A 26778-nucleotide genomic window follows, 5' to 3' on the forward strand; every position below is an offset into this window, starting at 1 on the left:
CCCCGTTTTTCTCTCACTCACCCAATCGATCCGACCATGAAAAAAACAATCGCGCTTTCTGCTGTCTCCCTGGCCGTCGCCTTCGCGACCGGCGCTGTCCAAGCACAGGAGAAGGTCAAGATCGGCTTCATCACCGACATGTCGAGCCTGTACGCCGACGTCGAAGGCAAGAACGGCGCCACCGCGATCCAGATGGCCATCGACGACTTCGGCGGCAAGGTCAACGGCCTGCCGATCGAACTGGTCACGGCCGACCACCAGAACAAGGCCGACATCGCCGCCTCCAAGGCGCGCGAGTGGATCGACACCGACAACCTGACGATGCTGTTCGGCGGCACCAACTCGGGCACCGGCCTGGCGATGGCCAAGGTGGCGCAGGAGAAGAAGCGCGTCTTCATCGTCAACGGCGCCGGCACCTCGGCCCTGACCAACGAGCAGTGCAGCCCCTACACGGTCCACTATGCGTACGACACCGTCGCGCTGGCCAAGGGCACGGGCGGCGCGGTGGTCGCGAACGGCGGCAAGAACTGGTTCTTCCTGACGGCCGACTATGCCTTCGGCGCGGCGCTCGAAGGCGACACCGCCAAGGTCGTGAAGGAGAAGGGCGGCACGGTGGTCGGCGGCGTCAAGCATCCGCTGAACGCGTCCGACTTCTCGTCCTTCCTGCTGCAGGCGCAGAACTCCAAGGCGCAGATCCTGGGCCTCGCCAACGCCGGCGGCGACACCATCAACGCGATCAAGGCGGCCAAGGAATTCGGCATCACGAAGACCATGAAGATGGCCGGCCTGCTGGTCTTCATCACCGACATCCACAGCCTGGGCCTCAAGAACACTGAAGGCCTGCTGCTGACCACCAGCTGGGACTGGAACCTCAACGAGCAGACGCGCGCCTTCGGCAAGAAGTTCTTCGACAGGACCAAGCGCATGCCGACCGACATCCAGGCCGCCGACTACTCGGCCACGACGACCTACCTGAAGGCCGTGCAGGCAGCCAAGAGCACCGATGCCGACAAGGTGATGGCCGAGCTCAAGAAGATGCCGATCAACGACTTCTACGCCAAGGGCTCGATCCGTGCCGACGGCCGCATGGTGCACGACATGTACCTGATGCAGGTCAAGTCCCCGAGCGAGTCGACCCAGCCCTGGGACTACTACAAGGTGGTTGCCAAGCTGCCCGGCGAAGAGGTCTTCACGACCAAGGCCGAGAGCAAGTGCGCCATCTGGAAATAAGCTGACCTCCTGACCTTTTCATCGCGATCCCTTCCGTCATGCAAATATCACTGCCTGCCTTGTTGAGCCAGCTCCTCCTGGGGCTGGTCAACGGGTCGTTCTACGCGATCCTGAGCCTCGGGCTCGCAGTGATCTTCGGCCTGCTCAACGTCATCAACTTCGCGCATGGCGCGCTGTTCATGCTGGGCGCGGTGCTGACCTGGATGGCGATGAACTATTTCAACGTCAACTACTGGGTCATGCTGGCGGTGGCGCCGGTCATCGTGGGGCTGTTCGGCATCCTGATCGAGCGCCTGCTGCTGCGCTGGATCTACAAGCTCGACCATCTCTACGGACTGCTGCTGACGCTCGGCCTGACCTTGCTGATCGAAGGCGTGTTCCGTTCGATCTACGGCGTCTCGGGCCTGGCCTACGACACGCCCGACGCGCTCGCCAGCGCCACCGATCTGGGCTTCATGATCCTGCCCAACTACCGCGCCTGGGTGGTGGTGGCCTCGCTGGTGGTCTGCTTCGCGACCTGGTTCGTGATCGAGAAGACCCGGCTCGGCGCCTACCTGCGCGCCGGCACTGAGAACCCGCGGCTGGTGGAGGCCTTCGGCGTCAACGTGCCGCTGATGATCACGCTGACCTACGGCTTCGGCGTCGCGCTGGCTGCCTTCGCGGGCGTGCTGGCGGCGCCGGTGATCCAGGTTTCGCCGCTGATGGGGCAGAACCTCATCATCGTCGTCTTCGCGGTCGTGGTGATCGGCGGCATGGGCTCGATCATGGGCGCCATCCTGACCGGGCTCGGGCTCGGTGTCATCGAAGGCCTGACCAAGGTGTTCTATCCCGAGGCTTCCTCGACCGTGGTGTTCGTGATCATGGTGATCGTGCTGCTCATCCGTCCGGCCGGCCTGTTCGGCAAAGAGAAATGACGCGGCCCCAACGCATAGAGCCATGAGAAAAATCACCCCTGTCGTCTACGCGCTGCTGCTGATCGCGCTGCTCGTCGCTCCCTTCGCCGGCGCCTATCCGGTGTTCGTGATGAAGCTGATGTGCTTCGCACTTTTCGCTTCTGCCTTCAACCTGCTGCTCGGCTATACCGGCCTGCTGTCCTTCGGCCATGCGGCCTTCCTCGGCGGCTCGGCCTATGTGGCCGGCCATGCGATGAAGGTCTGGGGCCTGACGCCCGAACTGGGCCTGATCGCCGGCACCGCGGCCGGCGCCTTCCTCGGCTGGATCTTCGGGATGCTCGCGATCCGCCGCCAGGGCATCTACTTCGCGATGATCACGCTGGCGCTTGCCCAGATGGTGTTCTTCGTCGCGCTGCAGGCCAAGTTCACCGGCGGCGAGGACGGCCTGCAAGGCGTGCCGCGCGGCAAGCTGTTCGGCGTCGTCGACCTGCAGAGCGACCTCACGATGTACTACGTCACGCTGGTGATCGTGGTCGCCGCCTTCCTGCTGATCGTGCGCACCATCCATTCGCCCTTCGGCCAAGTGCTCAAGGGCATCAAGGAGAACGAGCCGCGCGCGCTCTCGCTGGGCTATGACGTCAGCCGCTTCAAGCTGCTGGCCTTCGTGATCTCGGCCGCGCTGTCGGGCCTCGCGGGCTCTCTCAAGACGCTGGTGCTGGGCTTCGCGACGCTGTCGGACGTGCACTGGAGCGCGTCGGGCCAGGTCATCCTGATGACGCTGGTCGGCGGCCTCGGCACCTTGTCGGGCCCGCTGGTCGGCTCGGCCGTGGTGGTGCTGCTCGAGAACAAGATCGGCGAACTGGGCCACCTGCTGGCCCGCATCACGACCGTCGACTGGTTCAACACGCTGGGCGAGTCGGTGACCATGGTCACGGGCCTGATCTTCGTGATCTGCGTGCTGGCCTTCCGCCGCGGGATCATGGGCGAGATCATCGCCTTCATCGATCGGCGGCGCGGCGCCGCCAGGGGCTAGGCAGGGCCTGCCTGCAGGCCCGCTTCAGACCCCCAGGTAGTCGCGCCAGACCGTGCGGTCGCCGTCCAGCGCCGCCGAGTCGCCCCGCCACACGACGCGGCCGCGTTCCAGCACCACGTGGTGGTCGGCCAGGGCCAGCAGCCGGTCGATGTACTTGTCGACCACCAGGATCGTCTGGCCGGCTTCCTTCAACTGGCGCAGGCAGCGCCAGATCTCTTCGCGGATCACCGGGGCCAGGCCTTCGGTGGCCTCGTCGAGGATCAGCAGGCGCGGGTTGGTCGACAGCGCGCGCGCGATCGCCAGCATCTGCTGCTCGCCGCCCGACAGCTGGTTGCCCATGTGGCCGGCGCGCTCGCGCAGGCGCGGGAACAGCGTCCACAGCCGCTCCAGCGTCCAGTGGTCGCGCAGGCCGTTGCGGTTGTCCGCGAAGGCCACCAGGTGCTCCCGCACGCTGAGGTTCGGGAAGCACTGGCGGCCCTCGGGCACGATCGCGACGCCCAGCCGCGCGATCGCATCGGGCGCCATGCCGCGGGTCGGCTGGCCGCCGAATTGGATGTCGCCGGCGCGCAGCGCGAGGGCGCCGATCAGCGTCTTGATCGTCGTGCTCTTGCCCATGCCGTTGCGCCCGAGCAGCGTGGTCACGGTGCCGGGCAGGATGTCGAGGTCGATGCCGAACAGCACCTGGCTGGCGCCGTAGCCGGCCTCCAGACCGCGGGCCGCCAGCAGTGCGCGTGGTGAAGAGTCGCTCATGCCGTTGCCTCGACCGCTTCGTCCTCGGTGCCCAGGTACACCGCCTGCACTTGAGGATGCCCCTTGATCGTGGCCGCGTCGCCGGCCACCAGCACGCGGCCGTAGACCAGCACGGAGATCCGGTCGGCCAGCGCGAACACGGCCTTCATGTCGTGCTCGATCAGCAGGATCGCCATGTCGCCGCGCAGGCTGTGGATCAACTCGGTCATGCGCTCCGAATCTTCCGGCCCCATGCCGGCCATCGGCTCGTCGAGCAGCAGCAGCTTCGGGCGTGCGGCCAGGGCCAAGGCGACGTCGAGCTTGCGCTGGGCGCCGTGGGGCAGGGCGCCCGCGATGCGCTCGAGCTGGCCTGCGAGGCCGACGCGCTCGGCCAGCGCCCGGGCCACCTCGAACAAGGCCGGCTCGGCATCGCGCGGGCGCAGGAAGCGCAGCGAACTGCCCGCATGCGCCTGCGCCGCGAGCAGCAGGTTGTCGCGCACCGTGGCGTCGCGGAAGATGCTCGTGATCTGGAAGCAGCGCGAGAGCCCGGCCTCGACGCGCTTGTGCATCGGCAGCCCGGCGAGTGCCACGCCGTCGAGCACGATGCTGCCGGCGTCGGGCGCATGCAGGCCGGAGATCAGGTTGACCAGGGTCGACTTGCCGGCGCCATTGGGGCCGATGAGGGCATGGATTTCGCCGGCCTGCACCTCGAGGTCCACGTGGTCGGTCGCCAGCAGCGCGCCGAAGCGCTTGACCAGGCCTGCTACCTTGAAGAGGCTCATTCGGTTGCTCCTGCGGGGGTTGCAGCGAGTGCCGCGCGCGGCTTGCGCTGCAGCACCGCGACCAGGCCGCGCGGCGCCAGGAAGACGATCAGCAGCAGCAGCACGCCCAGCGGCAGGTGCCAGTAGTCGGTGTGCTGCCGGGTGATCTCCTCCAGCAGGATCCAGACGCCGGCGCCAACCGGTCCGCCCCAGCGGCGGCCGACGCCGCCGATGACGACCATCACGATCAGCGTGGCCGATTGCGTCCAGTGCATCACGGCCGGGCTCACAAAGCTGTTGTTCGTGACCAGCAGCGCGCCGGCCAGTCCGGCGATCGCGCCGGCGATCGCGAAGGCCGCCAGGCGCAGCCGGAACACCGGGTAGCCCATGGCTTGCATGCGGGTCTCGTTGTCGCGGATGCCGGTCAGCGCGTGGCCGAAGCGGGACAAGGTGGCACGGTTCAGCAGGGCCATGATGCCGGCGAACAGGGCCAGCACCACCCAGTAGAGCGTGGGCTCGTGCGCGAGGTCGAGGCCCAGGCCCAGGGTCGGGCGCGCCGGCAGGTTGTAGCCGTCGTCGCCGCCGTAGACCCGCAGCGAGACCGCGATGAAGTAGAGCATCTGCGCGAAGGCCAGCGTGATCATGATGAAGTAGACGCCGCGCGTGCGCAGCGCCACCAGGCCGATCAGGGCCGCCGCGCCGGCGGCGACCGCGACCGCGGCCGGCCAAAGGATCCAGGCCGAATGCACGCCAGACTCGGCCAGCGCCACCAGCGCATAGGCGCCGACGCCGATGAAGCCGGCATGGCCCAGCGCCGCCATGCCGCCGAAGCCGAGGATGAAGTTGAGCCCTGCGGCGGCCAGCGCGAAGATCAGCGCGCGGCGCACGAAGCCGACATAGAAGTCCAGGCCGAGGGCGGGCGCCAGCAGCGGAAAGGCCGCCAGCAGCGCCAGGGCAAGCCACGGCGCCCAGCGCGCGGCGGTCGATGCGAGTTTGTCTTGGGTCATGGGATCAGCCCCGTGCCGGGAACAGCCCGGCCGGCTTGAAGACCAGCACGCCGGCCATCAGGGCGTAGGTCGCGAGGCCTGCGATGGCCGGTGCGAGGTCGGAGACCACGGTCGGCGGCAGCGCGGTCGCCAGCAGCATCGGCACGAAGGCCCGGCCGATGGTGTCGACCAGGCCGACCAGCAGCGCCGCGACCAGGGCGCCGCGGATCGAGCCGATGCCGCCGATCACCAGCACCACCAGCGACGGGATCAGGATGTCCTCGCCCATGCCGATCTGCACGGCCGTGATCGGCCCCATCAGCGCGCCCGCCAGCGCCGCCAGCGCCGCCCCGAGCAGGAACACCAGCGAGAACACGCGGCCGACGCGCACGCCCATGAACTCGGCCATCGCGCGGTTCGACGCCCCGGCGCGCACCACCATCCCGATGCGCGTGCGGTTGACCAGCAGGTAAAGGCCCAGCGCCACCGCCACGCCGGCGGCCAGCAGCACGATGCGGTAGGCCGGGTAGAAGAGGCCGGGCAGCAGCTCGACCGGCCCCGACAGCGCGGCCGGCGCCGAGGCCATCACCGGCGAAGGTCCCCAGATCATCTTCACGAGGTCGTCGGCGATCAGGATCAGGCCGAAGGTCGCGAGCACCTGCGACAGGTGGTCGCGGCCATACAGCCGGCGCACCAGGAACACCTCGAGCAGCAGCGCGACCATCACCACCACCGCGATCGCCACCAGCACCGCCGCCACGAAGGAGCCGTTGTGCGTGTGCACCTCGGCCGCGACGTAGGCGCCGCCCATGAACAGCGAGCCGTGCGCGAGGTTCATCACGTCCATGATGCCGAACACCAGCGTCAGGCCGGCGGCGAGCAGGAACAGCATCAGGCCGTAGCCGAGGCCGTTGAGCAGCTGCTCGATGAGGAGGGTCGCCGTCATGCGCTCAGGACTTCAGCGGGCACTGTTCGAAGTAGGCATCGCGATAGGCCTTGAGCGGCGTCGAGAGCGTGCGGTTGGTGATCTTGCCTTCGCTGTTCTTGCCGATCACGCGCAGGTAGTAGTCCTGCACCGGGAAGTTGTTGTTGCCGTACTTGAAGGGGCCGCGCACGGAGTCGAATTTGGCCGCCTTCAGCGCCTTGAGCACCGCCGGCTTGTCCTGCACCTTGCCGCCGACGTCGCGCACCGCGGCGTCGAGCGCCATGATCACGTCGTAGGCCTGCGCCGCGTAGAAGGTCGGGTAGCGGTTGTAGGCGCGGCGGAACTCGGCCACGAACTTCTCGTTGGCTGCGTTCGGCAGGTCATGCGACCACTGCGAGGTGCTGAACAGGCCGAGCATCGGCTCGCCGACGGCGGCGATCGTGTCCTCGTCGGCGGAGGCCGGCGTGGTCACCAGCGTGATGTCCTTGGACAGGCCCGAGGCCACGAACTGCTTGATGAAGTTGATGCCCATCGCACCGGGCAGGAAGAAGAACACCGCCTCGGGCTTGGCCGCGCGCATCTGCGCCAGCTCGGCCGCGTAGTCGAGCTGGCCGACCTTGCTGTAGATCTCGCCGGCCACGTTGCCGGTGAAGCGGCGCTTGAAGCCCGTCAGGTGGTCGCGGCCGGCCGGGTAGTTGGGCGCGATCAGCACGGCGCTCTTGAAGCCTTTCTCGGTCGCGTACTTGCCGGCGGCCTCGTCCCAGGTGTCGTTCTGGTAGGCGGAGCCGAAGAAGTAGGGGTTGCATTGCGCGCCCGCGTACTGGCTCGGTCCCGGGTTGCTGGTGACGAAAGGCACCTTGGCCGCGAACAGTGTCGGGCCCACGGCGAGCGCCACGTTCGACGGCGTCGGGCCGGTGAAGAAGTCGATCTTGTCGCGCTGGATGAAGCGATCCACGACCTGCTTGGCCTGGTCGGGGCTGCCCGCCGTGTCGGCCTGCAGGAACTCCGCGGGCTGGCCGCCGAGCTTGTTGCCCAGCAGCTTGACCGCCAGGTTGATGCCGTCGCGCGCCTCGGCGCCGCCGGTCGCGAAAGGGCCCGAGATGTCGAGTGCGAGGCCGACCTTGATCGGGTCGGCGGCGAGCGCGCCGGCGCTCAGCGCGAAGGCTGCGAGCGCGGCCGCGCTGCGACGGAGGGAGGGCATCGGGAGTGTGGCGTTCATGGCGATGGTGGTTTGATGAAAGGAAGAGAAGGGATCAATCGGCAGCGGGCACGCCGACCTCGACGCGGCCCGCGCGCACCTGCACCGGAAAGCTGCGCACCGCTTCGGTCACCGGGCCGCCGCGCGTCTCGCCGGTGCAGATGTCGAACAGGCCCTGGTGCAGCGGGCACTCGATGCAGCCGTTCTCGACGTAGCCGTCGGACAGCCGCGCGTTGCCGTGCGTGCACAGGTCGTGCAGCGCATGCAGCGCTTCGCCCTGGCGGAACACAGCAATCGGCGTGCCTGCGGCGATCACGGGCCAGACCGCGCCATCGGGGAAGTCGTCGGGCTCGCCGACGTCGTGCCAGTCGAGCGCCTGGGCGGCCGCGAGTGCGGAGGTGTCGTTCATCGTGTTCTTTCCCGTCTTCAGATCGGCGTCGCGAGCAGGGTCTGCACGCGGGAGGTGTCGTAGATGGCGCGCCGCTTCTGGTAGCGCCAGCCCTCGGGCGTGCGCACCACGCGGTCGAGGTAGCGGCCGGCCTGGTAGACGAAGGACTCGCCGTTGGTGCGCGTCTGCACCACCACGTAGCTCGACTCGGCATCGACCGTGTCGTCGTCGACGCGGCTCAGCCGCAGGCCTGAAGTCAGGTGGCGCGAGGCGTGTTCCTCGTAGATGTTGGCGTGGCGCAGCGACAGCACGCGGTCGCGCAGCATGCGCTGGTTGTCGCAGTGGATGACACCGATCGGCAGCCCCATGTCGGCGTTTTCCTTCGGCACGATCTCGTACAGGCAGTCCTCGGTGAAGAGCGTGGCCCACTCCTCGAGGCGGTCGTTGTCGAGAGCGGCGCAGTAGCGCTCCTGCAGCTGCTGGATCTCGAACCACAGCACGATCGATTCGATCGCGGTGGGGGCGGCTTGTTCGATGGTCATCATGTTCATGGCGTGCCTTCAGTAGTCCATGAGCTTTTGATAGCCCATCCAGAACTTGCGGATCAGGCTCTCGGTGATCAGCGTGTCGATCTGGTCGGGCTTGGCCAGGCCCATGTCCATCACCGAGGTGGTCTCGCCGTCGCGCACCGTGCCGCGCTGCACCATCTCGGTGGCCTCGGTGTCTTCCATCGAGATGTAGCCGGCCGGGCCGACCAGGTTGGCCTGTTTGATGCGCAGCGCGCGCAGCTCGGGCGTGTCGTCCTCGTAGCCGAAGAAATGGAACACCAGCTCGAACTGGTCCGGCCCCTTGGGCAGCACCTGGCGCGCCACCAGCGTGTTGTGGATCTGCTGGATCACCAGCTGCGGGAAGAGGGTCTGGATGTGGTTGGTGCAGTCTTCCTCGAACTCCTTCACGAAGCCGAGCACCGAGTCGTCCTCGAGGTGGAAGCCGTCGTCCATCGAGCGGATGGTCTGCTGCTTGTAGGCGCTCGCGGTGTCGCTGTCGTCCTTCTTGGTCGCGGTGATGATGCTGTGCAGCCCGTGCGTCGCATCGGGCAGCGAGCGCGCCTGCATGCCGACGCGGAAGATGTTGAAGGTCGTGTGGAACAGGTGCAGCATGCTCGCGTGGTACGGGTCCTTCACGTTCTCGTAGTAGAGCTTCCAGTTCGAGTGCGCGTACTGGCGCGTGCAGCCCAGGTAGACGATCGGCTTGTGGAAGATGCGGTCGACCCAGGGGCGCATCTGCTCGCCGATGTAGTCGAAGAGCGGCGGCGTGCGGTCGCTGAAGCTCGCGAACACCAGGCCCTTGTAGCTGTCCACGCGCAGCTGGCGCAGGCTGTGGTTCTTCGGGTCGAAGTCGGCCGGCATGCCGGCCACGTCCTTCTGGCCGCGCCGGAAGGGCACGCCTTCGAGCTTGCCGGCGGCGTCGTAGCTCCACTGGTGGTAGACGCAGGTGTGCGACTTCGCGTTGCCGCGCGCGTGGCGGCAGACGGTGGCGCCGCGGTGCGCGCAGCGGTTGACCCAGGCCGCCAGCGTGCCTTCGGGCGTGCGCGTGACGACCACCGGCGTGTCGCCGACGAAGGTGCTCTTGTAGTCGCCGGGCTTCGGGATCTCGGCCTCGAGGGCGACGAAGTTCCACACCGGCCCGCGGAAGATGCGCTCCTGCTCGCGCTCGTAGACCTCCTGCGAGCTGAAGACCTTGTAGGGCACGCGGGAACCATCCGCGCGCGGGAAATGCACCGAACTGGCCGCTGGCAGCCGGTCGGGCGAGGGGCGCAGTGCGCTGGTGTCGACGATCTGATTCATGGTGGGGCTCCGGGTCGGGTGCTGTGCCTTGCAGCGTGCAGTCCATTCTTCGGAAGCCATCGGCGGCCGGCTATCCGATTCGCGCAGCATCGGCGGTGGCCTGTCCGGATCGCGCGAGAACCGTGCGGCGCTTTGGCTCGCTTCTTGCTGAAATCGGTTCATGACTCCCGCCATCGCCGCCGCTCCCGCCCTGTCGGCGCACCGGATGGGCGCCTTCGAGCCCAGCGTGCTGCGATCGAACCGGCTGTTCGAGTCGCGCGACCTCGACGAGGCGCGCGAGCGCATCTCGCGCGTGATGCAGCCGCACGAGGTGTGGCGCGTCGGCGGCCGTGCCGATGGCGGCGCGAGCTCGCACATGGATTTCGTCCGCGTCGGCGGCATCGGCCTCGGCACCATCGATTTCGGCGAGGCCGTGCAGCTCGAAGTCGATGCGATCGACGACTACCACCTGCTGATGTTCTGCCTGCGCGGCCGGGCCGAGACGCGGGTCGACGGCCGCGCGATCGCGGCCAGCACGCACGAAGGCATCGTCTGCGCCCCGGGCCGCGATTTCAGCGCGGCGCTGTCACCGGACTGCGAGCAGTTCGTGGTGCGGCTGGACCGCGCGATGGTGCAGGGCCACGCCGGCGGCGAGCTGCACTTCAACGAGGAGCTCGACCTGCGCCGGCCCGAGCTGCAGCCCTGGCTCGAGCAGCTGCGCGCGATGGCGACCTCGCCCTTCCTGCTGGCATCGGCGCAGCGCAATCCGCTGATCGCGGTCGAGCTCGAACGGCTGCTGGTGCTGCTGCTGCTCGAAGGCCAGGGCCGTCGCGCGGCCGCGCCGGAGCCACGCGCGGCGCGCGGCATCGCATCGGCCTGCGTGCACCGTGCCGAAGCCTACATGCAATCGCATGTCGAGGAGCCGATGTGCCTGGCCGACATCGCGCAGGCGGCCCAGGTGCCGGTGCGCACGCTGCTCGATTCCTTCAAGCGCTTTCGGGACCACTCGCCGATGCAGTACCTGAAAGAGATGCGGCTCGAACTCGCGCACCGGCGGCTGCAGCGGCCGGATGCGGCGACGCGCGTATCGGCCGTGGCGCTGGACTGCGGCTTCGTGCACCTGGGGCGCTTCTCGCAGGCCTACAGCCGGCGCTTCGGCGAGTCGCCGTCGGTCACGCTGCAGGCGAATCTCTGAACGCCTACAGCTTCAATGCCTGCGCGTAGCCGGTGAGTTCGAGGTAGCCGCGGCCCACCGGCTTGCCGTTCGCATCCAGCAGCTCACTGAGGCCTTCCCAGTACACGGTACCGGTCGAGCCCTGGCCGTCGAGTTCCTGGTCGTCGAGCAGGGCCCGCACGCCGAAGCTTCCGGCGGGCGTGTCGATGCGCCATCGCGTCGGATAGACGGCGCGGGTTCGCGGGCTGGTCCAGCGGTGCTCGGCCTCGAAGCGCAGCGCCTCGGGCCCGAACACCTGCAGCCGGCCGTCGGCGCTGCGCAGCGAGCCGCCGTGCCACAGCGCGCTGCCGTCGCGGCGCCTGAGCCTGAAGGCCGTCAGGGCGCCGCCGTCGAACAGGTTCATGCCGATCCAGTCCCAGCCCACGGCTTCGGGATGCATCAGCGCCTCGCTCCATTCGTGGTCGAGCCAGGCGCGGCCCTGGACCTCGAAGCGCTTCCCCTGCACCGTCAGGCTGCCCGAGGCCGCGAGCTGCGGCTCGCTGTAGTAGTAGCTGGCCTGCTCGGGCTCGGGGCCCTTGCGCGAGAGGCCGGCGCTGCCTTGCAGCAGCAGCGGCTGGGTCGGCGCGAAGCGCAGGTCGATCGCGAAGCCCGAGGCCGGCAGCCGCGCCGCATAGCCGCTGCCGTCGCGCACGAGCGACCAGTCGCGCAGGCGGACGTCGGTGTCGGCTTCCGATGCCGACGCGATGCCGAAGCCGGCGCGCGCGATGCGCTGGTCGTGCCACAGCTTGCGGCCTTCGAGGTCGGTGATTGCCGCATGCGCGAAGATCAGCTGCTTCGCCGCGAACTCCGACTTCATGGCCTGCGTGGCATCGATGCGCGAGCGGAAGAAGGTCAGCTGGAAGCCGAATGCGCGTGCACCGGCATCGGCATGGCCCGTGATGTACCACCATTCGGTGCGCAGTTCGGGGTGGCTGCCGCAGTCGCGCGGGAACTGCAGCGTGCGCGGCGGCAGCGCCCAGGCCGCCGGGGCCGTCAATGCCGACAGCAGCAGCAGGCGGCGCGACAGGCCGATCGGCAGCATGCTCAACCCGCCAGCGCGGCGTCGATGCGCCGTTGCGCTTCGTCGATGTCGCCGAAAGTACGGCGGACCCATTCGGCATCGTGGTAGCTCGGCAGGTAGCGCTCGCCCGCATCGCACAGCAGCGACAGGATCGAACCCTGCTGGCCGCTGGCCCGCATTTCGCCGGCCAGAGCCAGCATGCCGACGAAGTTGGTGCCGGTCGACGGGCCGACCTTGCGCCCCAGCAGCGCCGAGAGCGAGCGCATCGCGGCGATCGACTCCAGGTCGGGCACTTCGATCATGCGGTCGACCAGCGTGCGCACGAAGCTTGGCTCCACGCGCGGCCGGCCGATGCCTTCGATGCGTGAGCCGGGTGCCGTCAGCGTGGCGTCGCCGCTGGCGTGGAAGGCGGAGAACACCGAGCCCTCGGGGTCGGCCACGCACACCTGCGTGGCGTGGCGGCGAAAGCGCAGGTAGCGCCCGATCGTCGCGCTGGTGCCGCCGGTGCCGGCGCCGACCACGATCCAGGACGGCACCGGATGCCTTTCGCGCGCCATCTGCTGGAACATGCTCTCGGCGATGTTGTTGTTGCCGCGCCAGTCGGTGGCGCGCTCGGCGTAGGTGAACTGGTCCATGTAGTGGCCGCCGCACTGCTCGGCCAGCGTGCGCGCCTCGTCGTAGACCTGGCCCGCGTGCGCGACGAAATGGCAGCGCCCGCCGTGGAAGGCGATCTGCGCCGCCTTCTCGGGCGAGGTGCTGCGCGGCATCACGGCAACGAAGGGCAGGCCGAGCAGCCGCGCGAAGTAGGCCTCGCTGACCGCGGTCGAACCGCTCGAGGCTTCGACGATCGTCGTGCCCTCGGCGATCCATCCGTTGCACAGTGCATAGAGGAACAGCGAGCGCGCGAGCCGATGCTTGAGGCTGCCGGTCGGGTGCGTCGATTCGTCCTTGAGGTAGAGGTCGATGCCGTCGGCGGCGAAGACCGGCAGGCGCAGCGGGATCAGGTGGGTGTCGGCGCTGCGCAGGTAGTCGGCCTCGATGCGCAGGATCGCCTGGCTCAGCCAGCCGCTGGCGGAAAGTGGGGCGTTCATCGGCTGCATTGTCGCCGTTGACCCGTCTCCAGGCAGCTCGAGCACGCGTAGCCCGCGTGCTCGACGTTCTCGATGCCGTGATCAGTTGGTTTCGGCCAGGGCGTCGGCCAGCGCGTTGACCATGCGGTCGATCTCGGCCTTCTCGGCAATGAAGGGCGGTGCGAGCTGAATCGTGTCGCCGCCAAAGCGCACGTAGAAGCCCTTCTTCCAGCAGTTCATTGCGATTTCGTAGGGCCGCCGTGCGGGTTCGCCAGGCAAGGCGGCGATCGTGAGACCGGCGGCCAGACCGTAGTTGCGGATGTCGGTCACGTGCTTGCTGCCTCTGAGGCTGTGCACCGCATTCTCGAAGTGCGGGGCCAGCGCCTGCACGCGGCCGATCATGTCTTCCTTCTGCAGCACGTCGAGTGCGGCGATGCCCGCTGCGCAGGCCACCGGATGCGCGCCGTAGGTGTAGCCGTGCGGGAACTCGAGCATGTAGTCCGGACCGCCTGCGGCCATGAAAGTGTCATGGATGTCCTTGCTGGCGACCACGGCACCCAGCGGTTGCGCGCCGTTGGTGACCTGCTTGGCGATGTTCATGATGTCGGGCGTCACGCCGAAGGCATCGGCGCCCGTGAGCGCGCCGCAACGTCCGAAACCGGTGATCACTTCGTCGAAGATCAGCAGGATGTTGTTCGCCGTGCAGATGTCGCGCAGGCGCTTCAGATAGCCCTTGGGCGGAATCACCACACCGGCCGAACCCGCGAAGGGTTCCACGATCACGGCCGCGATGTTCGAGGCGTCGTGCAAGGCGATCAGGTCGAGCAGGCGGTCGGCCAACTCGGCGCCACTGTCGGCCATGCCGCGCGTGAAGGCGTTCGATGCGAGCTGTGTGTGCGGCAGGTGGTCGGCTTCGACGCCCTGGCCGAACAGCTTGCGGTTGGCGGCGATGCCACCGACCGAGATGCCGCCGAAGTTGACGCCGTGGTAACCCTTCTCGCGGCCGATCAGTCGCGTCTTGCTCGCCAGGCCCTTGGTGCGCCAGTAGGCGCGCGCCATCTTCAGCGAGGTGTCGGCGGCTTCGGAGCCCGAGCCGGTGAAGAACACGTAGTCGAGGCCCGCGGGCGTCAGTTCCTTGATCTTGTTGGCCAGTTCGAACGATAGCGGGTGGCCGAACTGGAAGGCAGGCGAGTAGTCGAGCCTGGCGATCTGGCGGCTCACCGCTTCGGTGATTTCGGGGCGGCCATGGCCCAGGCCCGAGCACCACAGGCCCGACAGGCCATCGAAGATCTTGCGACCGTCGCTGTCGGTGAAGTAGGCGCCCTTGGCCTCCACGATGATCCGCGGATCGGCCTTGAAGTTGCGGTTGCCGGTGTAGGGCATCCAGTGCGCGTCGAGCCAGGCGGCGTCGGTGCGAAGAGCGGGCGTCGGTTCGATGGCGGGTGCTGCAAGGGTCATGGCGCTTCCCGCGCTGGGCGGGCTCCGGGGGTGATGGGATGCGCCGATTGTTCGCAGAGCCTTCAGTGTGGAGAATGGCGCGATATCAATGTTCACTTGACAATTCATGCAAGTAAAAGCCGAAGGCGAAATCGCTGCCCCTGGCACCCGCAGCCGCGCGGTGCTGGGGCAGCTCAGTGACATGGACCTGCGCCTGCTCAAGGTGTTCAAGAGCGTGGTCGACTGCGGCGGGATGGCGGCCGCCGAGCTGGAATTGAACATCGGCACCTCCACCGTCAGCCGGCACGTGAAGGACCTGGAAACGCGGCTCGGCCTGGTGCTGTGCCGGCGCGGCCGGGCCGGCTTCGCGCTCACCGCAGAAGGGCAGCGCGTGTACGACGAGACCCTTCGGCTGCTGGCCTCGGTCGACGCCTTTCGCGGGAGCATCGACGACATCCACAACCGCATGGGCGGACAGTTGGAGGTGGCGCTGTTCGACAAGACGGCGACCAACCCGAAGGCGCGCATCGGCGAGGCCATCGCGCGCTTCACCGAGATGGCGCCCGAGGTGAACCTGGCGGTGCACGTGGGCTCGATCAACGCGATCGAGCAGGGCGTGCTGGAGGGCAACTTCCAGATCGGCATCATTCCTGCGCACCGCGCCTCGAAGAGCCTGGTGTACGCCGACTTGTTCGACGAGACGATGCTGCTGTACTGCGGCAAGGGCCATCCGCTGTTCGACCGCCCCCATGCGAAGCTCAGCTGGTCGAAGCTTGGCGAGCACCATTTCGCGGGACTCGGGTATCACTCGCCGAACATGGAGCTGAGCCACCGGGCTCGGCTGTCGCGCAACGCCACGGGTTTCGACCAGGAGGCGATCGCGACGCTGATCCTGTCGGGGCGTTTCCTGGGCTTCCTGCCGGACCACTACGCGCAAGTGTTCGAGCAGCGGGGACTGATGAAGGCCGTACTGCCGGCACGCTTCAACTACGCGTGCAAGTTCGTGAGCTTGCTGCGGCGGTCGCCGAAGCCTTCACGGGCGGTGTTGGCGTTTCAGGCTTGTCTGGAGCAAGCCCACGCTTGACGATCGACCGTGCCCGCTGCCTAGCGCTGTCCGCTGGGAAGCAACAGGTGCCGGGCCCCGATGTGCGCCTCCATCTCGTGCATGTGCGCCTCCGCATCGACCATGTGCTCGGCCATCAAGCGGCGCACTTCGTCCGCATCTTCCTTGCGATAGGCCGCCAGAAGTTGCGTGTGGTAGTCCACGTTGGTTTCTCCGAAGTGGTGATGGTCCAGTGCCTTCTTGTAGACCACGAGGTCGCGCAGCAGGTCGTTGAGAAAGCGGCACATGAAGGAGAGCACCGGATTGGGGCAGGCTTCGGCCAACAGGGTGTGAAAAGCGAGTTCGGCCTCGCGCTGCGTGCGCAGTTCGTCCTCGTTGCCCGGCTCGATCGTGCACAGGCGCACGTTGTCTTCGAGCCGTTCGAACTGTTCGGGCGTCAGACGCCCGACCACGCTCGCGGCCAATTCGGGTTCCAGCACCTTGCGCAATTGGTAGATGTGGTGCCCGTCCAGATGATGGAAGTGCAGGAAGTTGCGCAGCGGCTCCGACGCATGGTCGACCGACACCTGCTGCAGGTACGCCCCTCCGCCAGGGCCGGTGCGAATGGCGATGAGGCCCCGGACTTCCAGCGCCTTCAATGCCTCGCGCACCGTGCTCTTCGAGTAGCCGAAAAGCTCGATCAGTTCCTTCTCGTTCGGTAGCCGGTCGCCGGGCTGCTTGCGCTCCGCCACGATCCAGCGCTTGACGTCTTCGACGATGACGTCCGAGAGCTTTTGCCGCTTTGGGCGGTGTTGCCCCACTGTCATGCACACGCTCCATGCCCATCGGGAGATGCGCGGGATGCGCAACAGCGCGCGATCTTAAACGGGGTCATCGAAGAGGCGAGCTTGGTTTTGGGCACGGCGATTGCTAGCGGGTTTTTACCAGCATATTAATCCTATTTATCCGCTTAAATTCGCCAGCAATCGCCGGCAGCCCTTTTCCTTGCATCACCACCACGAACGGAGTTTCCCCATGCAACGCAGACACCTTCTCCAGCTCGCCGCCCTGTCGGCCGCACCCGCTTCCTTGCTGACCGGCCGCGCCGCCGTTGCCCAGTCGGCCGATGCGATCCGCTTCGGCTGCCCGGTTCCGATGTCCGGCGCGTTCGCGGCCAACGGCAAGTACGCCGACCTGGGCATGAAGCTGGCCATCGAGCAGTACGGCAGCGTGCTCAAGCGCCCGCTGGCCTACACGGTGCTCGACACCGAGGGCAAGCCCGCGACCGCCGTGCGCAAGGTGCAGGAAGCCTTGCAGCAGCAGGGCACCAGGTTCTTCGCGGGCGGCATCCTGTCGTCGGAAGCGCTGGCCATGGGCAAGGAGGCCGAGAAGGCGGGCGGCCTGTTCATCACCACCGCCGGCGCCGATGAAATCACGGGCAAGGACTGCAACCCCGCCACCTTCCGCTGGTCGGTGCCCACCTTCGGCGCCATCGAGCAGACGGTGCGCCCGCTGATCGCCACCCTGCCCAATGCCAAGCGCTGGTACACGATCACGCCGCAGTACGTGTTCGGCGACGGCCTGCTGAGCGCGGCCAAGAACATCTTCCAGGAGAAGGGCATCGAGCATGTGGGCAACAGCTACCACTCGCTCAACGAGAAGGAATTCAGCGGCTATCTCACCAACGCCATGGCGGCCAAGCCCGACGTGCTGCTGCTGCTGAACTTCGGCGCCCAGTCCTCGGCCGCGCTGCGCCAGGCGGTGAGCTTCGGCATGCACAAGAACATGACGATCCTGATGGCCTGGGCTTCGGGGCTGGAGCAGTTCGACGAACTGGGCGCCGACCTCTGCGAAGACGTCTACTTCGGTGCGCAGTACTGGCACACGGCCGACTCCACGCTGAACAAGGACCTCGTGAAGCGCACCGCCGACAAACTCAAGATCGTGCCCAACTACAGCCTGGCCGGCTCGTACATCTGCACCAAGATCCTGATCGACGGCATCGTCAAGGCGGGCACGGTCGACCAGAAGGCCGTCATCGCGGCCCTCGAGGGCATGAAGTACGAAGGGCTCACGGGCATCGAGGAAATCCGCAAGGCCGACCACCAGGTGATCAAGGACTACTACCTGCTCAAGGGCAAGGCCAAGTCGAAGATGAAGAACCCCGCCGACTTCGTCGATGTCGTGAGTTCCGGCAAGTCGTTCCTCCCGGTCGACAAGACCGGCTGCAAGCCGGCCTGAGGCCCTCCCTGGTTCTGCCGTCGCTCGCACTGTTCCTCCCGGTGCGGCGAGGGCGGCTGCCACCCGACCGCCACCCACGACCCCTATGACCGTCTACCTGCTCCAGACCATCAACGGAATCGGCATCGGCATGCTGTACTTCCTGCTGGCCGTTGGCCTGTCCATCGTGTTCGGCCTGCTGCGCTTCGTGAATTTCGCGCACGGCGCGTTCTATCTGCTGGGCGCCTACCTGTGCTTCCAGGCCATGCAGTGGGGCCTGAACTTCTGGGTCGCGCTGGTGCTGGTGCCGCTGTTCGTCGGTGCGCTCGGCTGGCTGGCTGAAAAGCTGCTGCTGCGCCGCGTGTACGCCAAGGCGCATGAGTTCCACATCCTCGTGACGGTGGGCCTTGCGCTCGCGGTGCAGGAAATCGTCATCGTGTTCTGGGGCCCGCTCGGCAACAGCGTGCCGACGCCCGACCTGCTGCAGGGCGTGGTCATGTGGGGCGCCTTCGTCTACCCCAAGTACCGGCTGTTCGTGATCGGCTTCACCGCCTTGCTGGCCGTGCTTCTTTGGTGGGTGCTCGAAGGCACGCGCCTGGGCAGCGCCGTGCGCGCGGGCAGCGAATCGACGGAGATGGTGTCGCTGCTCGGCATCAACGTGTTCCGCGTGTTCAGCCTGGTGTTCGCGCTCGGCGCGGCGACAGCGGCGCTGGCCGGCGTTCTGGCCGCTCCGATCCGCGGAGCCGAGCCCTTCATGGGCGTCGAGGCGTTGGGCGTGGCCTTCGTGGTGGTGGTGATCGGCGGGCTCGGCAGCTTCGGCGGCGCGCTCGTCGGCGGCCTGCTCATCGGCATCGTGCAGAGCCTCATGAGCACCATCTGGCCGCCGGGGGCGAGCCTGATGATCTACATCGCGATGGCCGCCGTGCTGCTGTTGCGCCCGCATGGCCTGCTCGGCCGCAAAGGATGATGGTCATGCCGAGAAAATACACATTCCTGCTGGCGCTGATCGTCGCGCTGGGACTGCCGCTGGTGCTGCGCTCGGGTTCGCTCGCCAGCGAGGTGCTGATCTACGCGCTTGCCGCGCTGGGCTGCAACCTGCTGCTGGGCTACACCGGCCTGCTGTCGTTCGGGCAGGGCATCTTCTTCGGGCTGGGCAGCTACACCATCGCGATCCTGCTCACGCGGCTGCAATTGCCGATGCCGCTTGCTCTGCTGGCGGCCATTGCCATGGGCGCGTTGGGCGCGGCGGTGGTCGGTTGGGTTGCGATCCGGCAGCGTGGCACGTACTTCGTGATGCTCACGCTGGCCTTCGCGCAGATGTTCTATTTCGTGGCTTACACGGCGTCGGGCCTCACCGGCGGCGACAACGGGCTGCTCGACGTGCCGCGCCCCGCGTTCATGGACACGCCGTGGGGGTACTACGCCTTCGTGGCCGTCATCTTCCTGATCGCCTTCGCGCTGCTGCTCAAGGTGACCGACTCGGTCTTCGGCCGCACGCTGCTCGCCATTCGCGACAACGAGGACCGTGCCGCCGCGGTGGGCTACAACCTCAAGCGCTTCAAGCTGCTGGCCTTCGTGATCTCCGGCGCGGTCACCGGCCTGGCGGGCGGGCTGCACGCGATGATGACCGGCATCGCACCGTTGTCGAACGCCGAGTACCACACCAGCGAGATGATCCTGGTCATCACCGTGATCGGCGGCACCGGGAATCTCTTCGCCTCGGTGCTGGGCTCGGCCTTCTATGTGCTGCTGGCCGACTGGCTGTCCACGCTGTGGCCACGATGGCTGCTGCTGCTGGGCTTGCTGCTGATCGGGGTGAGCGTCGGCATGCAGCGCGGCCTCTGGGGGCTGGGCGAGGCCGCATGGCGGCGCGTGTTCCGCAAGGCATCGGCACTGCCCGCGGTCAAGGCGCCTGAAGCGCAGGGAGAAAAGGCATGACGCAATCCGCACTCATCGAAGCCATCGGCGTCACCAAGCACTACGGCAAGTTCGCCGCGCTCGGCGGCGTCGACCTGAGGATACTGCCCAACACCGTGCACTCGGTGATTGGCCCCAACGGCGCGGGCAAGACCACGCTGTTCCACATGCTCACGGGCACCGGCACCACCACGGGCGGCCGCATCCTGTTCGACGGCCACGACGTGACTGCCGAGCCCGACTACAAGCGCGTGCAGCGCGGCATGGCGCGCTCGTTCCAGGTGACCAGCTTGTTTGCCAGCCTGTCGGTGCGCGAGAACCTGCGCGTGGCGGCGCAGGGCATCGCGCCGCGGCAGGCCATGAACTGCTGGCGCGAGCCGGTCGGCGGCCGTGCCTGCGCCGAGACGGTGGCGCAGGTGCTGGCGCGCGTCGGCCTCGAGCGGCTGGCCGACACGCCGGCCAATGTGCTGTCGCACGGCCAGCAGCGCCGGCTCGAAGTGGGCATGGCGCTGGCCGCGAAGCCCAAGGCGATCTTCCTGGACGAGCCGACTTCGGGCATGGGCATCGACGACCTCGATGACATGAAGCGGCTGATCCGCAGCCTGCGCGACGCCCACACCGTGGTGCTGATCGAGCACAACATGAACATCGTGATGGACATCTCCGACACCGTGACAGTCATGCAACTGGGCCGCGTGCTGGCGGAAGGCCTGCCGGGCGACATTCGCGCCGACGCGCGCGTGCGCACGGCGTATCTGGGCAACATGATCACCGGGGGGAAGGCATGAGCGGGAACATCCTCGAAGTCGAGGCGCTGCACGCGCACTACGGCAAGAGCCATGTGCTGCAGGGCGTGTCGATGACCGTGGGCGAGGCCGAGCTCGTCACGCTGCTGGGGCGCAATGGTGCGGGCAAGTCGACCACGCTCAAGAGCATTGCCGGCGCGGTCGCGCCCACCAGCGGGCGCGTGCGCTTCCAGGGCGCGGACGTGGCGGGCATGCCGCCGCACCGCATCGCCACGCGCGGCGTGTGCCTGGTGCCCGAGCACCGCGGCATCTTCAAGCTGCTGACGGTGGAAGAAAACCTGATGCTCGGCCAGCGGCGCGATTCGCCCTGGCAGCTCGAGGATATCTACCGCATCTTCCCGCGCCTGAAGGAGCGTCGCCGCAACGGCGGCGGGCAACTCTCGGGCGGCGAGCAGCAGATGCTGGCCATCGGCCGCGCGCTGATGAACCATCCGCGGCTGCTGATCCTCGACGAGCCCGTGGAAGGCCTGGCACCGGTGATCGTCGAGGAGATCGTGGCGCAGCTCAAGACCATCAAGGCGGCCGGCGTCGCCATCCTGCTGGTCGAACAGAACCTCGAGGTGTGCGTGCAGCTCGCCGACCGCCACTACATCGTGGAGCAGGGCGTGATCGTGCACGAGGCCGGTAACGCCGCCTTCATGGCCGACCATGAAGTGAAGGACCGTTTCCTCGGCGTGGGCCTCGCCTGAACGCGCTCCCGCCTTTCGCACCTCTTCGTCAAAAGCATGAAAACACAAAACGAAACCCCCACCGCACCGGATGTGCGCGACCTTCGCATCGACGGCCAGCGCCTCTGGGATTCGCTGATGCAGCTGGCTCAGGTCGGCGCCACCCCGAAGGGTGGCGTCTGCCGCCTTGCGCTGACCGATCTCGACCGCCAGGGCCGCGACCTCTTCACGCGCTGGGCGCGGGAGGCTGGCTGCGAGGTGCGCGTGGACGCCATCGGCAACATCTTCGCGCGCCGCCGGGGCCGTGACAACGCGCTACCGCCCGTCACCACCGGCAGCCACATCGACACCCAGCCGACCGGCGGAAAGTTCGACGGCAACTATGGCGTGCTCGCAGGGCTCGAAGTGGTGCGCGCCCTCAACGATGCGGGCGTCGTCACGGAGGCACCGCTCGAAGTGGCGGTGTGGACCAACGAGGAAGGATCGCGCTTCGTGCCCGTGATGATGGGCTCGGGCGTCTTCGCCGATGCCTTCACGCTCGAACACGCGCTGGCGCAGCGCGACAACGACGGCGTCAGCGTGTCCGATGCGCTGGCGGCCATCGGCTACGCCGGTAGCGCGCCCGCCTCGGCGGCTGCGTCGCCGGTGGGTGCGTACTTCGAGGCGCACATCGAACAGGGCCCGGTGCTCGAAGCCAACGAACGCGTGATCGGCGTGGTCGAGGGCGCCTTGGGCCAGCGCTGGTATGACGTGGTGGTGCAGGGCATGGAAGCGCATGCCGGCCCGACCCCGATGGAACTGCGCAAGGATGCGCTGCTGCCGGCTTCCGAACTGGTGATCGAGGTCAACCGCATCGCGCTGGCCCATGCGCCGCACGCGCGCGGCACGGTCGGCTGGATCGAGAACTATCCGAACTCGCGCAATGTGATTCCGGGCCGCGTGCGGCTCAGCGTCGACCTGCGCGCGGCGGACGACGTGGTGCTGTCCGCCATGGACGCCGCGCTGAAGGAGGCCGTGCAGCGCATCGCTGCCAAGGCCAAGGTCGAGATGACGGTGGAGCAGGTCGTGTACTTCCCGCCGCAGCCTTTCACGCCGAAGCTCGTGTCGGCGGTTCGCGATGCGGCGCAGGCGCAGGGCCTGACATGGATGAACGTGATCAGTGGCGCCGGTCACGACGCGGTGTATCTCGCGCGCGTCTGCCCCGCGGCGATGATCTTCGTGCCCTGTCTCGACGGCATCAGCCACAATGAGATCGAGGACGCGCAGCCCGAGCACCTGGAAGCCGGCTGCAACATTCTGCTGCAGGCGATGCTGCAAAGCGCCGGTGTCGCGGCAGTCTCGGGAGTGACGGCATGAAGATCCTGATCGCACGTCTCAACCACGAGACCAACACCTTCTCGCCCGTGCCCACGCCACTCGCGGCCTTCGGCGCCAATGGCCCTGCCTTCGGCGAGCGGGCTTACCGCGACAACAAGGGCATGCGCACCGCCATGTCGGCCTTCATCGACCTGGCCGAAGAGGCCGGCGCCACGCTGGTGACGCCGGTATCGGCGTCGGCCAACCCGAGCGGACCCGTCGATGAGCAGGCCTACATCCTGCTGACCCAGTGCATCGTCGATGCGGCACCGGGCTGCGACGCCATCCTGCTCGACCTGCACGGCGCGATGGTGGCGCACAACAGCGTGGACGGCGAAGGCGACCTGCTCGCGCGGCTGCGTGCCGCAGCACCCGGCGTGCCGATCGGCGTGGCGCTCGACCTGCACGCCAACGTCACGTCCGCGATGGTCCGAAACGCCGATGTGATCGTCGGTTTCAAGACCTATCCCCACATCGACATGTACGAGACCGGCGCGCATGCCGGGCGCCTGCTGCTCGACATGCTGGCGGGCCGCAGCAGGCCCGCGATGCGCTGGCACCAGCTGCCCCTGATGGCGCATACGCTGCGCAGCGCCTCCTTTACCGGCGCGATGCAGCGGGCCATCGAGGCCGCGCGCGAGGCCGAGAAATCGGAATCGCTGGCGGTGTCGATATTGGCGGGCTTCTCGCTGTCCGACATCGAGGCTCCGTGCATGAGCGTGATCGTGGTCGATGCGCAATCGCCCGAGCGCGCGCAGGCGACGGCCGACCGCATCGCCGCGCAGATCTGGAACGAGCGCGAGGCCTTCGTCTACCGCAGTGAACCCCTGGTCGAATCGATCGCGCGCGCCAAGCGGATCGCCAGCGACGCCACTCGCCCGGTGCTGTTGCTCGACCATGGCGACAACTGCATGTCGGGCGGCAGCTGCGACACCATGGACGTGCTGCAGGAGGCGCTGGCGCAGGGTCTGCACGGCATCGGCGCGGGCCCGCTGTGCGACCCCGAGGCGGTTCGGGAGCTGATCTCTGCAGGCGAGGGTGCCCGTGTGACGGTCGCGCTCGGCAACAAGGTCTCGCTCGAAGGCATCGGCTTGAAGAAGACGCCGGTACGCTTCACCGGCACTGTGCGCTGCATCAGCGATGGCGAGTACGTGATCACCGGCCCCACCTACACAGGCCAGCGCTGCAGCATGGGACGCACGGTGCTGTTCGACATCGGCGCGGCACGCATCGTGATCACCGAGCGCACGCAGGAGCCGTGGGATATCGGCGTGTTCGAGTGCGCTGGGCTCGATCCACGAACGGAGCGCTTTCTTCTGCTCAAATCGCGCATGTACTGCCGGCCGGTGTTCGAGCCACTGTCGGCTGCATTGGTGGAGTGCGACAGCCCCGGCGTCACCAGCTCGGACTACAGCCTGTTCCCTTTCAGCAAAGTGCGACGTCCGGTCTTTCCGCTCGATCCGGTTTCTTTCACCAGTCCTCCTTGACCGCCATCACGGCGTCGCGGCCCGCGGCGGCGCGGCCTGCCAGCCAGGCCGTGACGGTGCCGGCCGCGACCACAGCGGCGCACAGCGCGGCCAGCCGCGCCCAGGGCACCAGCAGGTCCATGGTCCAGTGGAAGCTCTGCGGGTTCACCACATGCACCAGCACCGCCGACACCGCGAGCCCGAGTCCCAGGCCCGCGATGGCGCCGATCGCGGTCCAGGCCGCGCCTTCGCCGGCCACGATCGCCAGCACCTGGCCGCGCGTGAAGCCCAGGTGCGCGAGCAATCCGAACTCCTTGCGCCGCGCCAGCACCTGGGCGCTGAAGCTGGCGGCGATGCCGAACAGGCCGATCGCGATCGCCACCGCCTGCAGCCAGTAGGTGACCGCGAAGCTGCGGTCGAAGATGCGCAGCGAGGTGGCACGGATCTGCGCCACCGAGGCGATCTCGACCGGCTCTGCCGCCGCCGCCTCGCGCGCCGCCAGCGCCTGCACGGCTTGCTGCACCGTGCTCTCGGCCGCGCCCGGCGCCAGCCACAACCCGATGTCGCTGGCGCCGCCTTCGCCCGTGAGGCGTTCGAAGTCGCGCGCGTCCATCGTGATGGCGCCGAACTGCCGCACATAGTCGCGCCAGACGCCGGCGACGAAGAAGACAGGCGCCGGCAGGCCGCCGCGCACCGGTCCCCAGGCGCCTGCCAGAGGCTCGAAGGCGCTGCCGGGGCGGGCGCCGTAGAGCTCGACCACGGCCTCGCTGACAAAGATGCCGATCTGCCCCGCCGGCACCGGCAGCGCCGGGCCCAGCAAGGGCAGCGACCGGCCGACCTCCTCGTCGAGGCTGCGCGCGATCAGCGTCACCGAAGGCCGCGCCGGATCGATCAGGAGCGCGCGCGTGCGCAGCGTGCCGGTGCGCGCCACGCCGGGCAGGCGACCGAGCGCCTGCACGAAGGCCGGCGGGAAGAGCGCCTGTTCGCCGCCCGGGCCGGCGGCGCTGCGCAGGTACAGGTCGGCCGGCAGCACGATGTCGAGCCAGCGCGTGACCGAGTCGCGGAAGCTCGCCACCATCACGGTCAGCGCCACCGCGAGGCTCAGGCTCGCGACCACGCCGCTGACCGCCACCGCGGCGGTGCCGCGCATGCGCCGGGCGCGCTCGATCGCCAGCAGCGGCAGCAGGCGCTGCGCGGCCAGCGGCGCGAGGCGGTCGTAGACGCCGGCGATCAGCCAGGGCAGTGCCGTGATGCCGCCCACCAGCAGGAAACCCACCGACAGATAGGCGGCGATCGGTATGCCGTGGATGGCTGGCGCCAGCGCCAGGGCGCCGCCGGCCGCGATCAGCAGCAAGGCGACGAAGTGCCTGCCGCCGCCGGCCGGCGCGGCACCCAGGCCCTTGAGCGTCTGGGCCTCGGGCAGCGCCTGGGCGGCCCGTGCCGGCCACCAGCCGCCGACCCCGGCCGCGAGCACGCCGAGGGCGCCGTAGGCGAGGGCGGCGCCGCTGCTCCAGCGCAGGGTCGGCGCCACGCCGTCGAAGTAGCCGCCGCCGAGGTCGCCGCCCAGCAGCTTGAGCGCCAGCTGCGCCAGCGCGGTGCCGAGCGCGATGCCGGCCGCGCTGCCGACCAGCCCGAGCAGCAGCGACTCGGCCAGCACCAGCCGCAGCCGCTCGCGCGGCGTCAGCCCCAGCACGCCGAGCAGGGCGAACTGCTGCGCCCGCTTGGCGACGCTCAGCGCCAGCACCGAGAACACCAGGAAGGCGCCGGTGAAGAGGGCCACCAGGGCCAGAACCGTGAGGTTCACGCGGTAGGCGCGCGACAGGTTGCTGACCCGTTCGGCGGCGTCGCCCGGTTCGGCGATCTGGATGCCCGTCGGCCAGCCGGGCGACTGCTGCAGCGCGCGAATGAAGTCCGTGTGCCCGGTGCCCGGCGCCAGCCGCAGGTCGATGCGCGTGAGCTGGCCGCCACGGCCGAACAGGTCTTGCGCCGCACCGATGTCCATCACCGCCAGCGCCGCCCCGCCGGCCGCGACCTGGCCGGCGATCTGCAGCGACCGCCATTGCGCGCCGACGCGCAGCTGCAGCCGGGTGGCCTCGTCGCCGAGCGCCTTGCGTGCGGCGGCGTTCAGGAACACCTGGCCCGGCGCGAACAGCGCGTAGCGGTCGGCGCCATCGGCCGGCCGCGGCATCAGGGCCGGTGCGATGGTCGGCAGCGCGAGGGCGTCGACGCCGACCACGCGCAGGGGCAGTCGGCGCTCGCCGACCTGCACGACGCTCGGCAGTTCGAGCACCGGGCTCGCGAGCGCGACCTGCGGATGCCGCGCCACCTGGGCGAACACCGCCTCGTCGAAGCTGCCCTGCGCGGCCCGCAGTTCGAGGTCGGGCTGGCCGTTGACCGAGCGCACGGCGCTCGAGAACTCGTCGAGCGCGGACGCATTGATGAGCTGCACCGAAAAGGCCAGCGCGACACCCAGCATCACGGCCACGACCGCGGCCGCGCTGCGCCACGGGTGGTGGCGCAGTTCCTGCCAGGAGAAGCTGAACAACAGGGCCTTCATCGCATCCCATTCTGCGCGAAGCGCCGCTGCGGCAGC

At 68.3% G+C, this 26778-nt stretch carries 25 protein-coding genes; 12 read left to right on the top strand and 13 right to left on the bottom strand.

Features of this window, described 5'->3' with window-relative positions:
* Window positions 1–36 precede the first annotated feature (36 nt).
* From QTI45_RS01825 to QTI45_RS01835, 3 genes are read left to right on the top strand one after another with little or no spacing between them, the layout of a single operon-like run.
* The gene (locus tag QTI45_RS01825) at window positions 37–1230 is read left to right on the top strand and encodes an ABC transporter substrate-binding protein (RefSeq protein ID WP_286371400.1); all 1194 of its coding nucleotides are present in this window, start codon (window positions 37–39) and stop codon (window positions 1228–1230) included.
* 38 nt (window positions 1231–1268) lie between these two features.
* Window positions 1269–2144: a branched-chain amino acid ABC transporter permease gene (locus QTI45_RS01830; protein WP_286371401.1), complete on the top strand. Its 876-nt coding sequence runs from the start codon at window positions 1269–1271 to the stop codon at window positions 2142–2144.
* A gap of 22 nt (window positions 2145–2166) precedes the next feature.
* Window positions 2167–3156, top strand: a complete 990-nt coding sequence (locus tag QTI45_RS01835) for a branched-chain amino acid ABC transporter permease (RefSeq protein WP_286371402.1) — start codon at window positions 2167–2169, stop codon at window positions 3154–3156.
* Window positions 3157–3180: 24 nt separating this feature from the next.
* Here the strand turns inward: QTI45_RS01835 and QTI45_RS01840 are convergent, their stop codons facing one another.
* The 8 genes from QTI45_RS01840 to andAc are packed head-to-tail and all read right to left on the bottom strand — an operon-like array spanning window position 3181 to window position 9990.
* Window positions 3181–3906 (bottom strand): ABC transporter ATP-binding protein, encoded by a 726-nt coding sequence (locus QTI45_RS01840; RefSeq protein ID WP_286371403.1) that lies wholly within the window; start codon window positions 3904–3906, stop codon window positions 3181–3183.
* Complete coding sequence (locus tag QTI45_RS01845) at window positions 3903–4667, bottom strand: ABC transporter ATP-binding protein (RefSeq protein WP_286371404.1); 765 nt, start codon at window positions 4665–4667, stop codon at window positions 3903–3905. The genes QTI45_RS01840 and QTI45_RS01845 overlap by 4 nt, the downstream gene beginning before the upstream one ends.
* Window positions 4664–5653 carry a branched-chain amino acid ABC transporter permease gene (locus tag QTI45_RS01850; RefSeq protein ID WP_286371405.1) on the bottom strand — a complete coding sequence of 330 codons (990 nt, stop codon included), beginning with the start codon at window positions 5651–5653 and terminating at the stop codon, window positions 4664–4666. The genes QTI45_RS01845 and QTI45_RS01850 overlap by 4 nt, the downstream gene beginning before the upstream one ends.
* Window positions 5654–5657: 4 nt before the next feature.
* Window positions 5658–6578 (bottom strand): branched-chain amino acid ABC transporter permease, encoded by a 921-nt coding sequence (locus tag QTI45_RS01855; RefSeq protein WP_286371406.1) that lies wholly within the window; start codon window positions 6576–6578, stop codon window positions 5658–5660.
* Between the two features lie 4 nt (window positions 6579–6582).
* The gene (locus tag QTI45_RS01860) at window positions 6583–7776 is read right to left on the bottom strand and encodes an ABC transporter substrate-binding protein (protein ID WP_286371407.1); all 1194 of its coding nucleotides are present in this window, start codon (window positions 7774–7776) and stop codon (window positions 6583–6585) included.
* 34 nt (window positions 7777–7810) lie between these two features.
* Entirely contained in the window at window positions 7811–8164 is a 354-nt protein-coding gene (locus tag QTI45_RS01865; RefSeq protein ID WP_286371408.1) for a non-heme iron oxygenase ferredoxin subunit, read from the bottom strand.
* Window positions 8165–8181: 17 nt separating this feature from the next.
* Window positions 8182–8694 (bottom strand): anthranilate 1,2-dioxygenase small subunit AndAd, encoded by a 513-nt coding sequence (gene andAd, locus QTI45_RS01870; protein WP_286371409.1) that lies wholly within the window; start codon window positions 8692–8694, stop codon window positions 8182–8184.
* 9 nt (window positions 8695–8703) lie between these two features.
* A complete protein-coding gene (gene andAc, locus QTI45_RS01875) occupies window positions 8704–9990 on the bottom strand; it encodes an anthranilate 1,2-dioxygenase large subunit AndAc (protein WP_286371410.1) in 1287 nt (428 codons plus the stop codon).
* A gap of 160 nt (window positions 9991–10150) precedes the next feature.
* Here andAc and andR point away from each other — a divergent pair, with 160 nt between their 5' ends.
* On the top strand, window positions 10151–11164 hold the full coding sequence (gene andR / locus QTI45_RS01880) for an anthranilate 1,2-dioxygenase regulatory protein AndR (RefSeq protein ID WP_286371411.1): 1014 nt from the start codon (window positions 10151–10153) through the stop codon (window positions 11162–11164).
* A gap of 4 nt (window positions 11165–11168) precedes the next feature.
* On the opposite strand, the gene QTI45_RS01885 is transcribed toward andR, so the two are convergent.
* The 3 genes from QTI45_RS01885 to aptA form a co-directional block, all read right to left on the bottom strand.
* On the bottom strand, window positions 11169–12224 hold the full coding sequence (locus QTI45_RS01885; protein ID WP_286371412.1) for a lipocalin-like domain-containing protein: 1056 nt from the start codon (window positions 12222–12224) through the stop codon (window positions 11169–11171).
* Window positions 12225–12226: 2 nt separating this feature from the next.
* Window positions 12227–13303, bottom strand: a complete 1077-nt coding sequence (locus tag QTI45_RS01890; RefSeq protein WP_286371413.1) for a PLP-dependent cysteine synthase family protein — start codon at window positions 13301–13303, stop codon at window positions 12227–12229.
* A gap of 72 nt (window positions 13304–13375) precedes the next feature.
* Window positions 13376–14731 carry an omega-aminotransferase AptA gene (gene aptA / locus QTI45_RS01895; protein ID WP_286371414.1) on the bottom strand — a complete coding sequence of 452 codons (1356 nt, stop codon included), beginning with the start codon at window positions 14729–14731 and terminating at the stop codon, window positions 13376–13378.
* Window positions 14732–14837: 106 nt separating this feature from the next.
* Here aptA and QTI45_RS01900 point away from each other — a divergent pair, with 106 nt between their 5' ends.
* Window positions 14838–15794, top strand: a complete 957-nt coding sequence (locus QTI45_RS01900) for a LysR family transcriptional regulator (RefSeq protein ID WP_286653327.1) — start codon at window positions 14838–14840, stop codon at window positions 15792–15794.
* Window positions 15795–15814: 20 nt separating this feature from the next.
* Here the strand turns inward: QTI45_RS01900 and QTI45_RS01905 are convergent, their stop codons facing one another.
* The gene (locus QTI45_RS01905; protein WP_286653328.1) at window positions 15815–16579 is read right to left on the bottom strand and encodes a FadR/GntR family transcriptional regulator; all 765 of its coding nucleotides are present in this window, start codon (window positions 16577–16579) and stop codon (window positions 15815–15817) included.
* 208 nt (window positions 16580–16787) lie between these two features.
* Here QTI45_RS01905 and QTI45_RS01910 point away from each other — a divergent pair, with 208 nt between their 5' ends.
* The 7 genes from QTI45_RS01910 (at window position 16788) to QTI45_RS01940 (ending at window position 24206) form a co-directional block, all read left to right on the top strand.
* The gene (locus tag QTI45_RS01910) at window positions 16788–17993 is read left to right on the top strand and encodes an ABC transporter substrate-binding protein (RefSeq protein ID WP_286371417.1); all 1206 of its coding nucleotides are present in this window, start codon (window positions 16788–16790) and stop codon (window positions 17991–17993) included.
* 85 nt (window positions 17994–18078) lie between these two features.
* Window positions 18079–18939 carry a branched-chain amino acid ABC transporter permease gene (locus tag QTI45_RS01915; protein WP_286371418.1) on the top strand — a complete coding sequence of 287 codons (861 nt, stop codon included), beginning with the start codon at window positions 18079–18081 and terminating at the stop codon, window positions 18937–18939.
* A gap of 5 nt (window positions 18940–18944) precedes the next feature.
* Window positions 18945–19910 (top strand): branched-chain amino acid ABC transporter permease, encoded by a 966-nt coding sequence (locus tag QTI45_RS01920; protein ID WP_286371419.1) that lies wholly within the window; start codon window positions 18945–18947, stop codon window positions 19908–19910.
* Window positions 19907–20677 (top strand): ABC transporter ATP-binding protein, encoded by a 771-nt coding sequence (locus QTI45_RS01925; protein WP_286653329.1) that lies wholly within the window; start codon window positions 19907–19909, stop codon window positions 20675–20677. Before QTI45_RS01920 ends, QTI45_RS01925 begins: the two co-directional genes overlap by 4 nt.
* Window positions 20674–21384 (top strand): ABC transporter ATP-binding protein, encoded by a 711-nt coding sequence (locus QTI45_RS01930; protein ID WP_286371421.1) that lies wholly within the window; start codon window positions 20674–20676, stop codon window positions 21382–21384. The genes QTI45_RS01925 and QTI45_RS01930 overlap by 4 nt, the downstream gene beginning before the upstream one ends.
* A 36-nt stretch (window positions 21385–21420) precedes the next feature.
* Entirely contained in the window at window positions 21421–22719 is a 1299-nt protein-coding gene (locus tag QTI45_RS01935; RefSeq protein ID WP_286371422.1) for a Zn-dependent hydrolase, read from the top strand.
* Window positions 22716–24206, top strand: a complete 1491-nt coding sequence (locus tag QTI45_RS01940; protein ID WP_286371423.1) for a M81 family metallopeptidase — start codon at window positions 22716–22718, stop codon at window positions 24204–24206. The genes QTI45_RS01935 and QTI45_RS01940 overlap by 4 nt, the downstream gene beginning before the upstream one ends.
* Here QTI45_RS01940 and QTI45_RS01945 read toward each other — a convergent pair.
* Window positions 24190–26742: an FtsX-like permease family protein gene (locus tag QTI45_RS01945; RefSeq protein WP_286371424.1), complete on the bottom strand. Its 2553-nt coding sequence runs from the start codon at window positions 26740–26742 to the stop codon at window positions 24190–24192. The two genes, QTI45_RS01940 and QTI45_RS01945, sit on opposite strands and share 17 nt — an antisense overlap.
* Window positions 26743–26778 lie beyond the last annotated feature (36 nt).

Source organism: Variovorax saccharolyticus, assembly GCF_030316765.1.
Lineage (GTDB): Bacteria > Pseudomonadota > Gammaproteobacteria > Burkholderiales > Burkholderiaceae_C > Variovorax > Variovorax saccharolyticus.

Bases quoted from the DNA above. Each gene is read 5' to 3' on its own strand.
- QTI45_RS01845 (WP_286371404.1), bottom strand. From the start codon at position 4,667: ATGAGCCTCTTCAAGGTAGCAGGCCTGGTCAAGCGCTTCGGCGCGCTG.
- QTI45_RS01885 (WP_286371412.1), bottom strand. From the start codon at position 12,224: ATGCTGCCGATCGGCCTGTCGCGCCGCCTGCTGCTGCTGTCGGCATTG.
- QTI45_RS01830 (WP_286371401.1), top strand. From the start codon at position 1,269: ATGCAAATATCACTGCCTGCCTTGTTGAGCCAGCTCCTCCTGGGGCTG.
- andAc (WP_286371410.1), bottom strand. From the start codon at position 9,990: ATGAATCAGATCGTCGACACCAGCGCACTGCGCCCCTCGCCCGACCGG.
- QTI45_RS01860 (WP_286371407.1), bottom strand. From the start codon at position 7,776: ATGAACGCCACACTCCCGATGCCCTCCCTCCGTCGCAGCGCGGCCGCG.
- QTI45_RS01930 (WP_286371421.1), top strand. From the start codon at position 20,674: ATGAGCGGGAACATCCTCGAAGTCGAGGCGCTGCACGCGCACTACGGC.
- QTI45_RS01915 (WP_286371418.1), top strand. From the start codon at position 18,079: ATGACCGTCTACCTGCTCCAGACCATCAACGGAATCGGCATCGGCATG.
- QTI45_RS01865 (WP_286371408.1), bottom strand. From the start codon at position 8,164: ATGAACGACACCTCCGCACTCGCGGCCGCCCAGGCGCTCGACTGGCAC.
- QTI45_RS01835 (WP_286371402.1), top strand. From the start codon at position 2,167: ATGAGAAAAATCACCCCTGTCGTCTACGCGCTGCTGCTGATCGCGCTG.
- QTI45_RS01900 (WP_286653327.1), top strand. From the start codon at position 14,838: ATGCAAGTAAAAGCCGAAGGCGAAATCGCTGCCCCTGGCACCCGCAGC.
- QTI45_RS01920 (WP_286371419.1), top strand. From the start codon at position 18,945: ATGCCGAGAAAATACACATTCCTGCTGGCGCTGATCGTCGCGCTGGGA.
- aptA (WP_286371414.1), bottom strand. From the start codon at position 14,731: ATGACCCTTGCAGCACCCGCCATCGAACCGACGCCCGCTCTTCGCACC.
- QTI45_RS01925 (WP_286653329.1), top strand. From the start codon at position 19,907: ATGACGCAATCCGCACTCATCGAAGCCATCGGCGTCACCAAGCACTAC.
- QTI45_RS01850 (WP_286371405.1), bottom strand. From the start codon at position 5,653: ATGACCCAAGACAAACTCGCATCGACCGCCGCGCGCTGGGCGCCGTGG.
- andAd (WP_286371409.1), bottom strand. From the start codon at position 8,694: ATGAACATGATGACCATCGAACAAGCCGCCCCCACCGCGATCGAATCG.
- QTI45_RS01910 (WP_286371417.1), top strand. From the start codon at position 16,788: ATGCAACGCAGACACCTTCTCCAGCTCGCCGCCCTGTCGGCCGCACCC.
- QTI45_RS01890 (WP_286371413.1), bottom strand. From the start codon at position 13,303: ATGCAGCCGATGAACGCCCCACTTTCCGCCAGCGGCTGGCTGAGCCAG.
- QTI45_RS01935 (WP_286371422.1), top strand. From the start codon at position 21,421: ATGAAAACACAAAACGAAACCCCCACCGCACCGGATGTGCGCGACCTT.
- QTI45_RS01905 (WP_286653328.1), bottom strand. From the start codon at position 16,579: ATGACAGTGGGGCAACACCGCCCAAAGCGGCAAAAGCTCTCGGACGTC.
- QTI45_RS01825 (WP_286371400.1), top strand. From the start codon at position 37: ATGAAAAAAACAATCGCGCTTTCTGCTGTCTCCCTGGCCGTCGCCTTC.
- QTI45_RS01840 (WP_286371403.1), bottom strand. From the start codon at position 3,906: ATGAGCGACTCTTCACCACGCGCACTGCTGGCGGCCCGCGGTCTGGAG.
- QTI45_RS01940 (WP_286371423.1), top strand. From the start codon at position 22,716: ATGAAGATCCTGATCGCACGTCTCAACCACGAGACCAACACCTTCTCG.
- andR (WP_286371411.1), top strand. From the start codon at position 10,151: ATGACTCCCGCCATCGCCGCCGCTCCCGCCCTGTCGGCGCACCGGATG.
- QTI45_RS01945 (WP_286371424.1), bottom strand. From the start codon at position 26,742: ATGAAGGCCCTGTTGTTCAGCTTCTCCTGGCAGGAACTGCGCCACCAC.
- QTI45_RS01855 (WP_286371406.1), bottom strand. From the start codon at position 6,578: ATGACGGCGACCCTCCTCATCGAGCAGCTGCTCAACGGCCTCGGCTAC.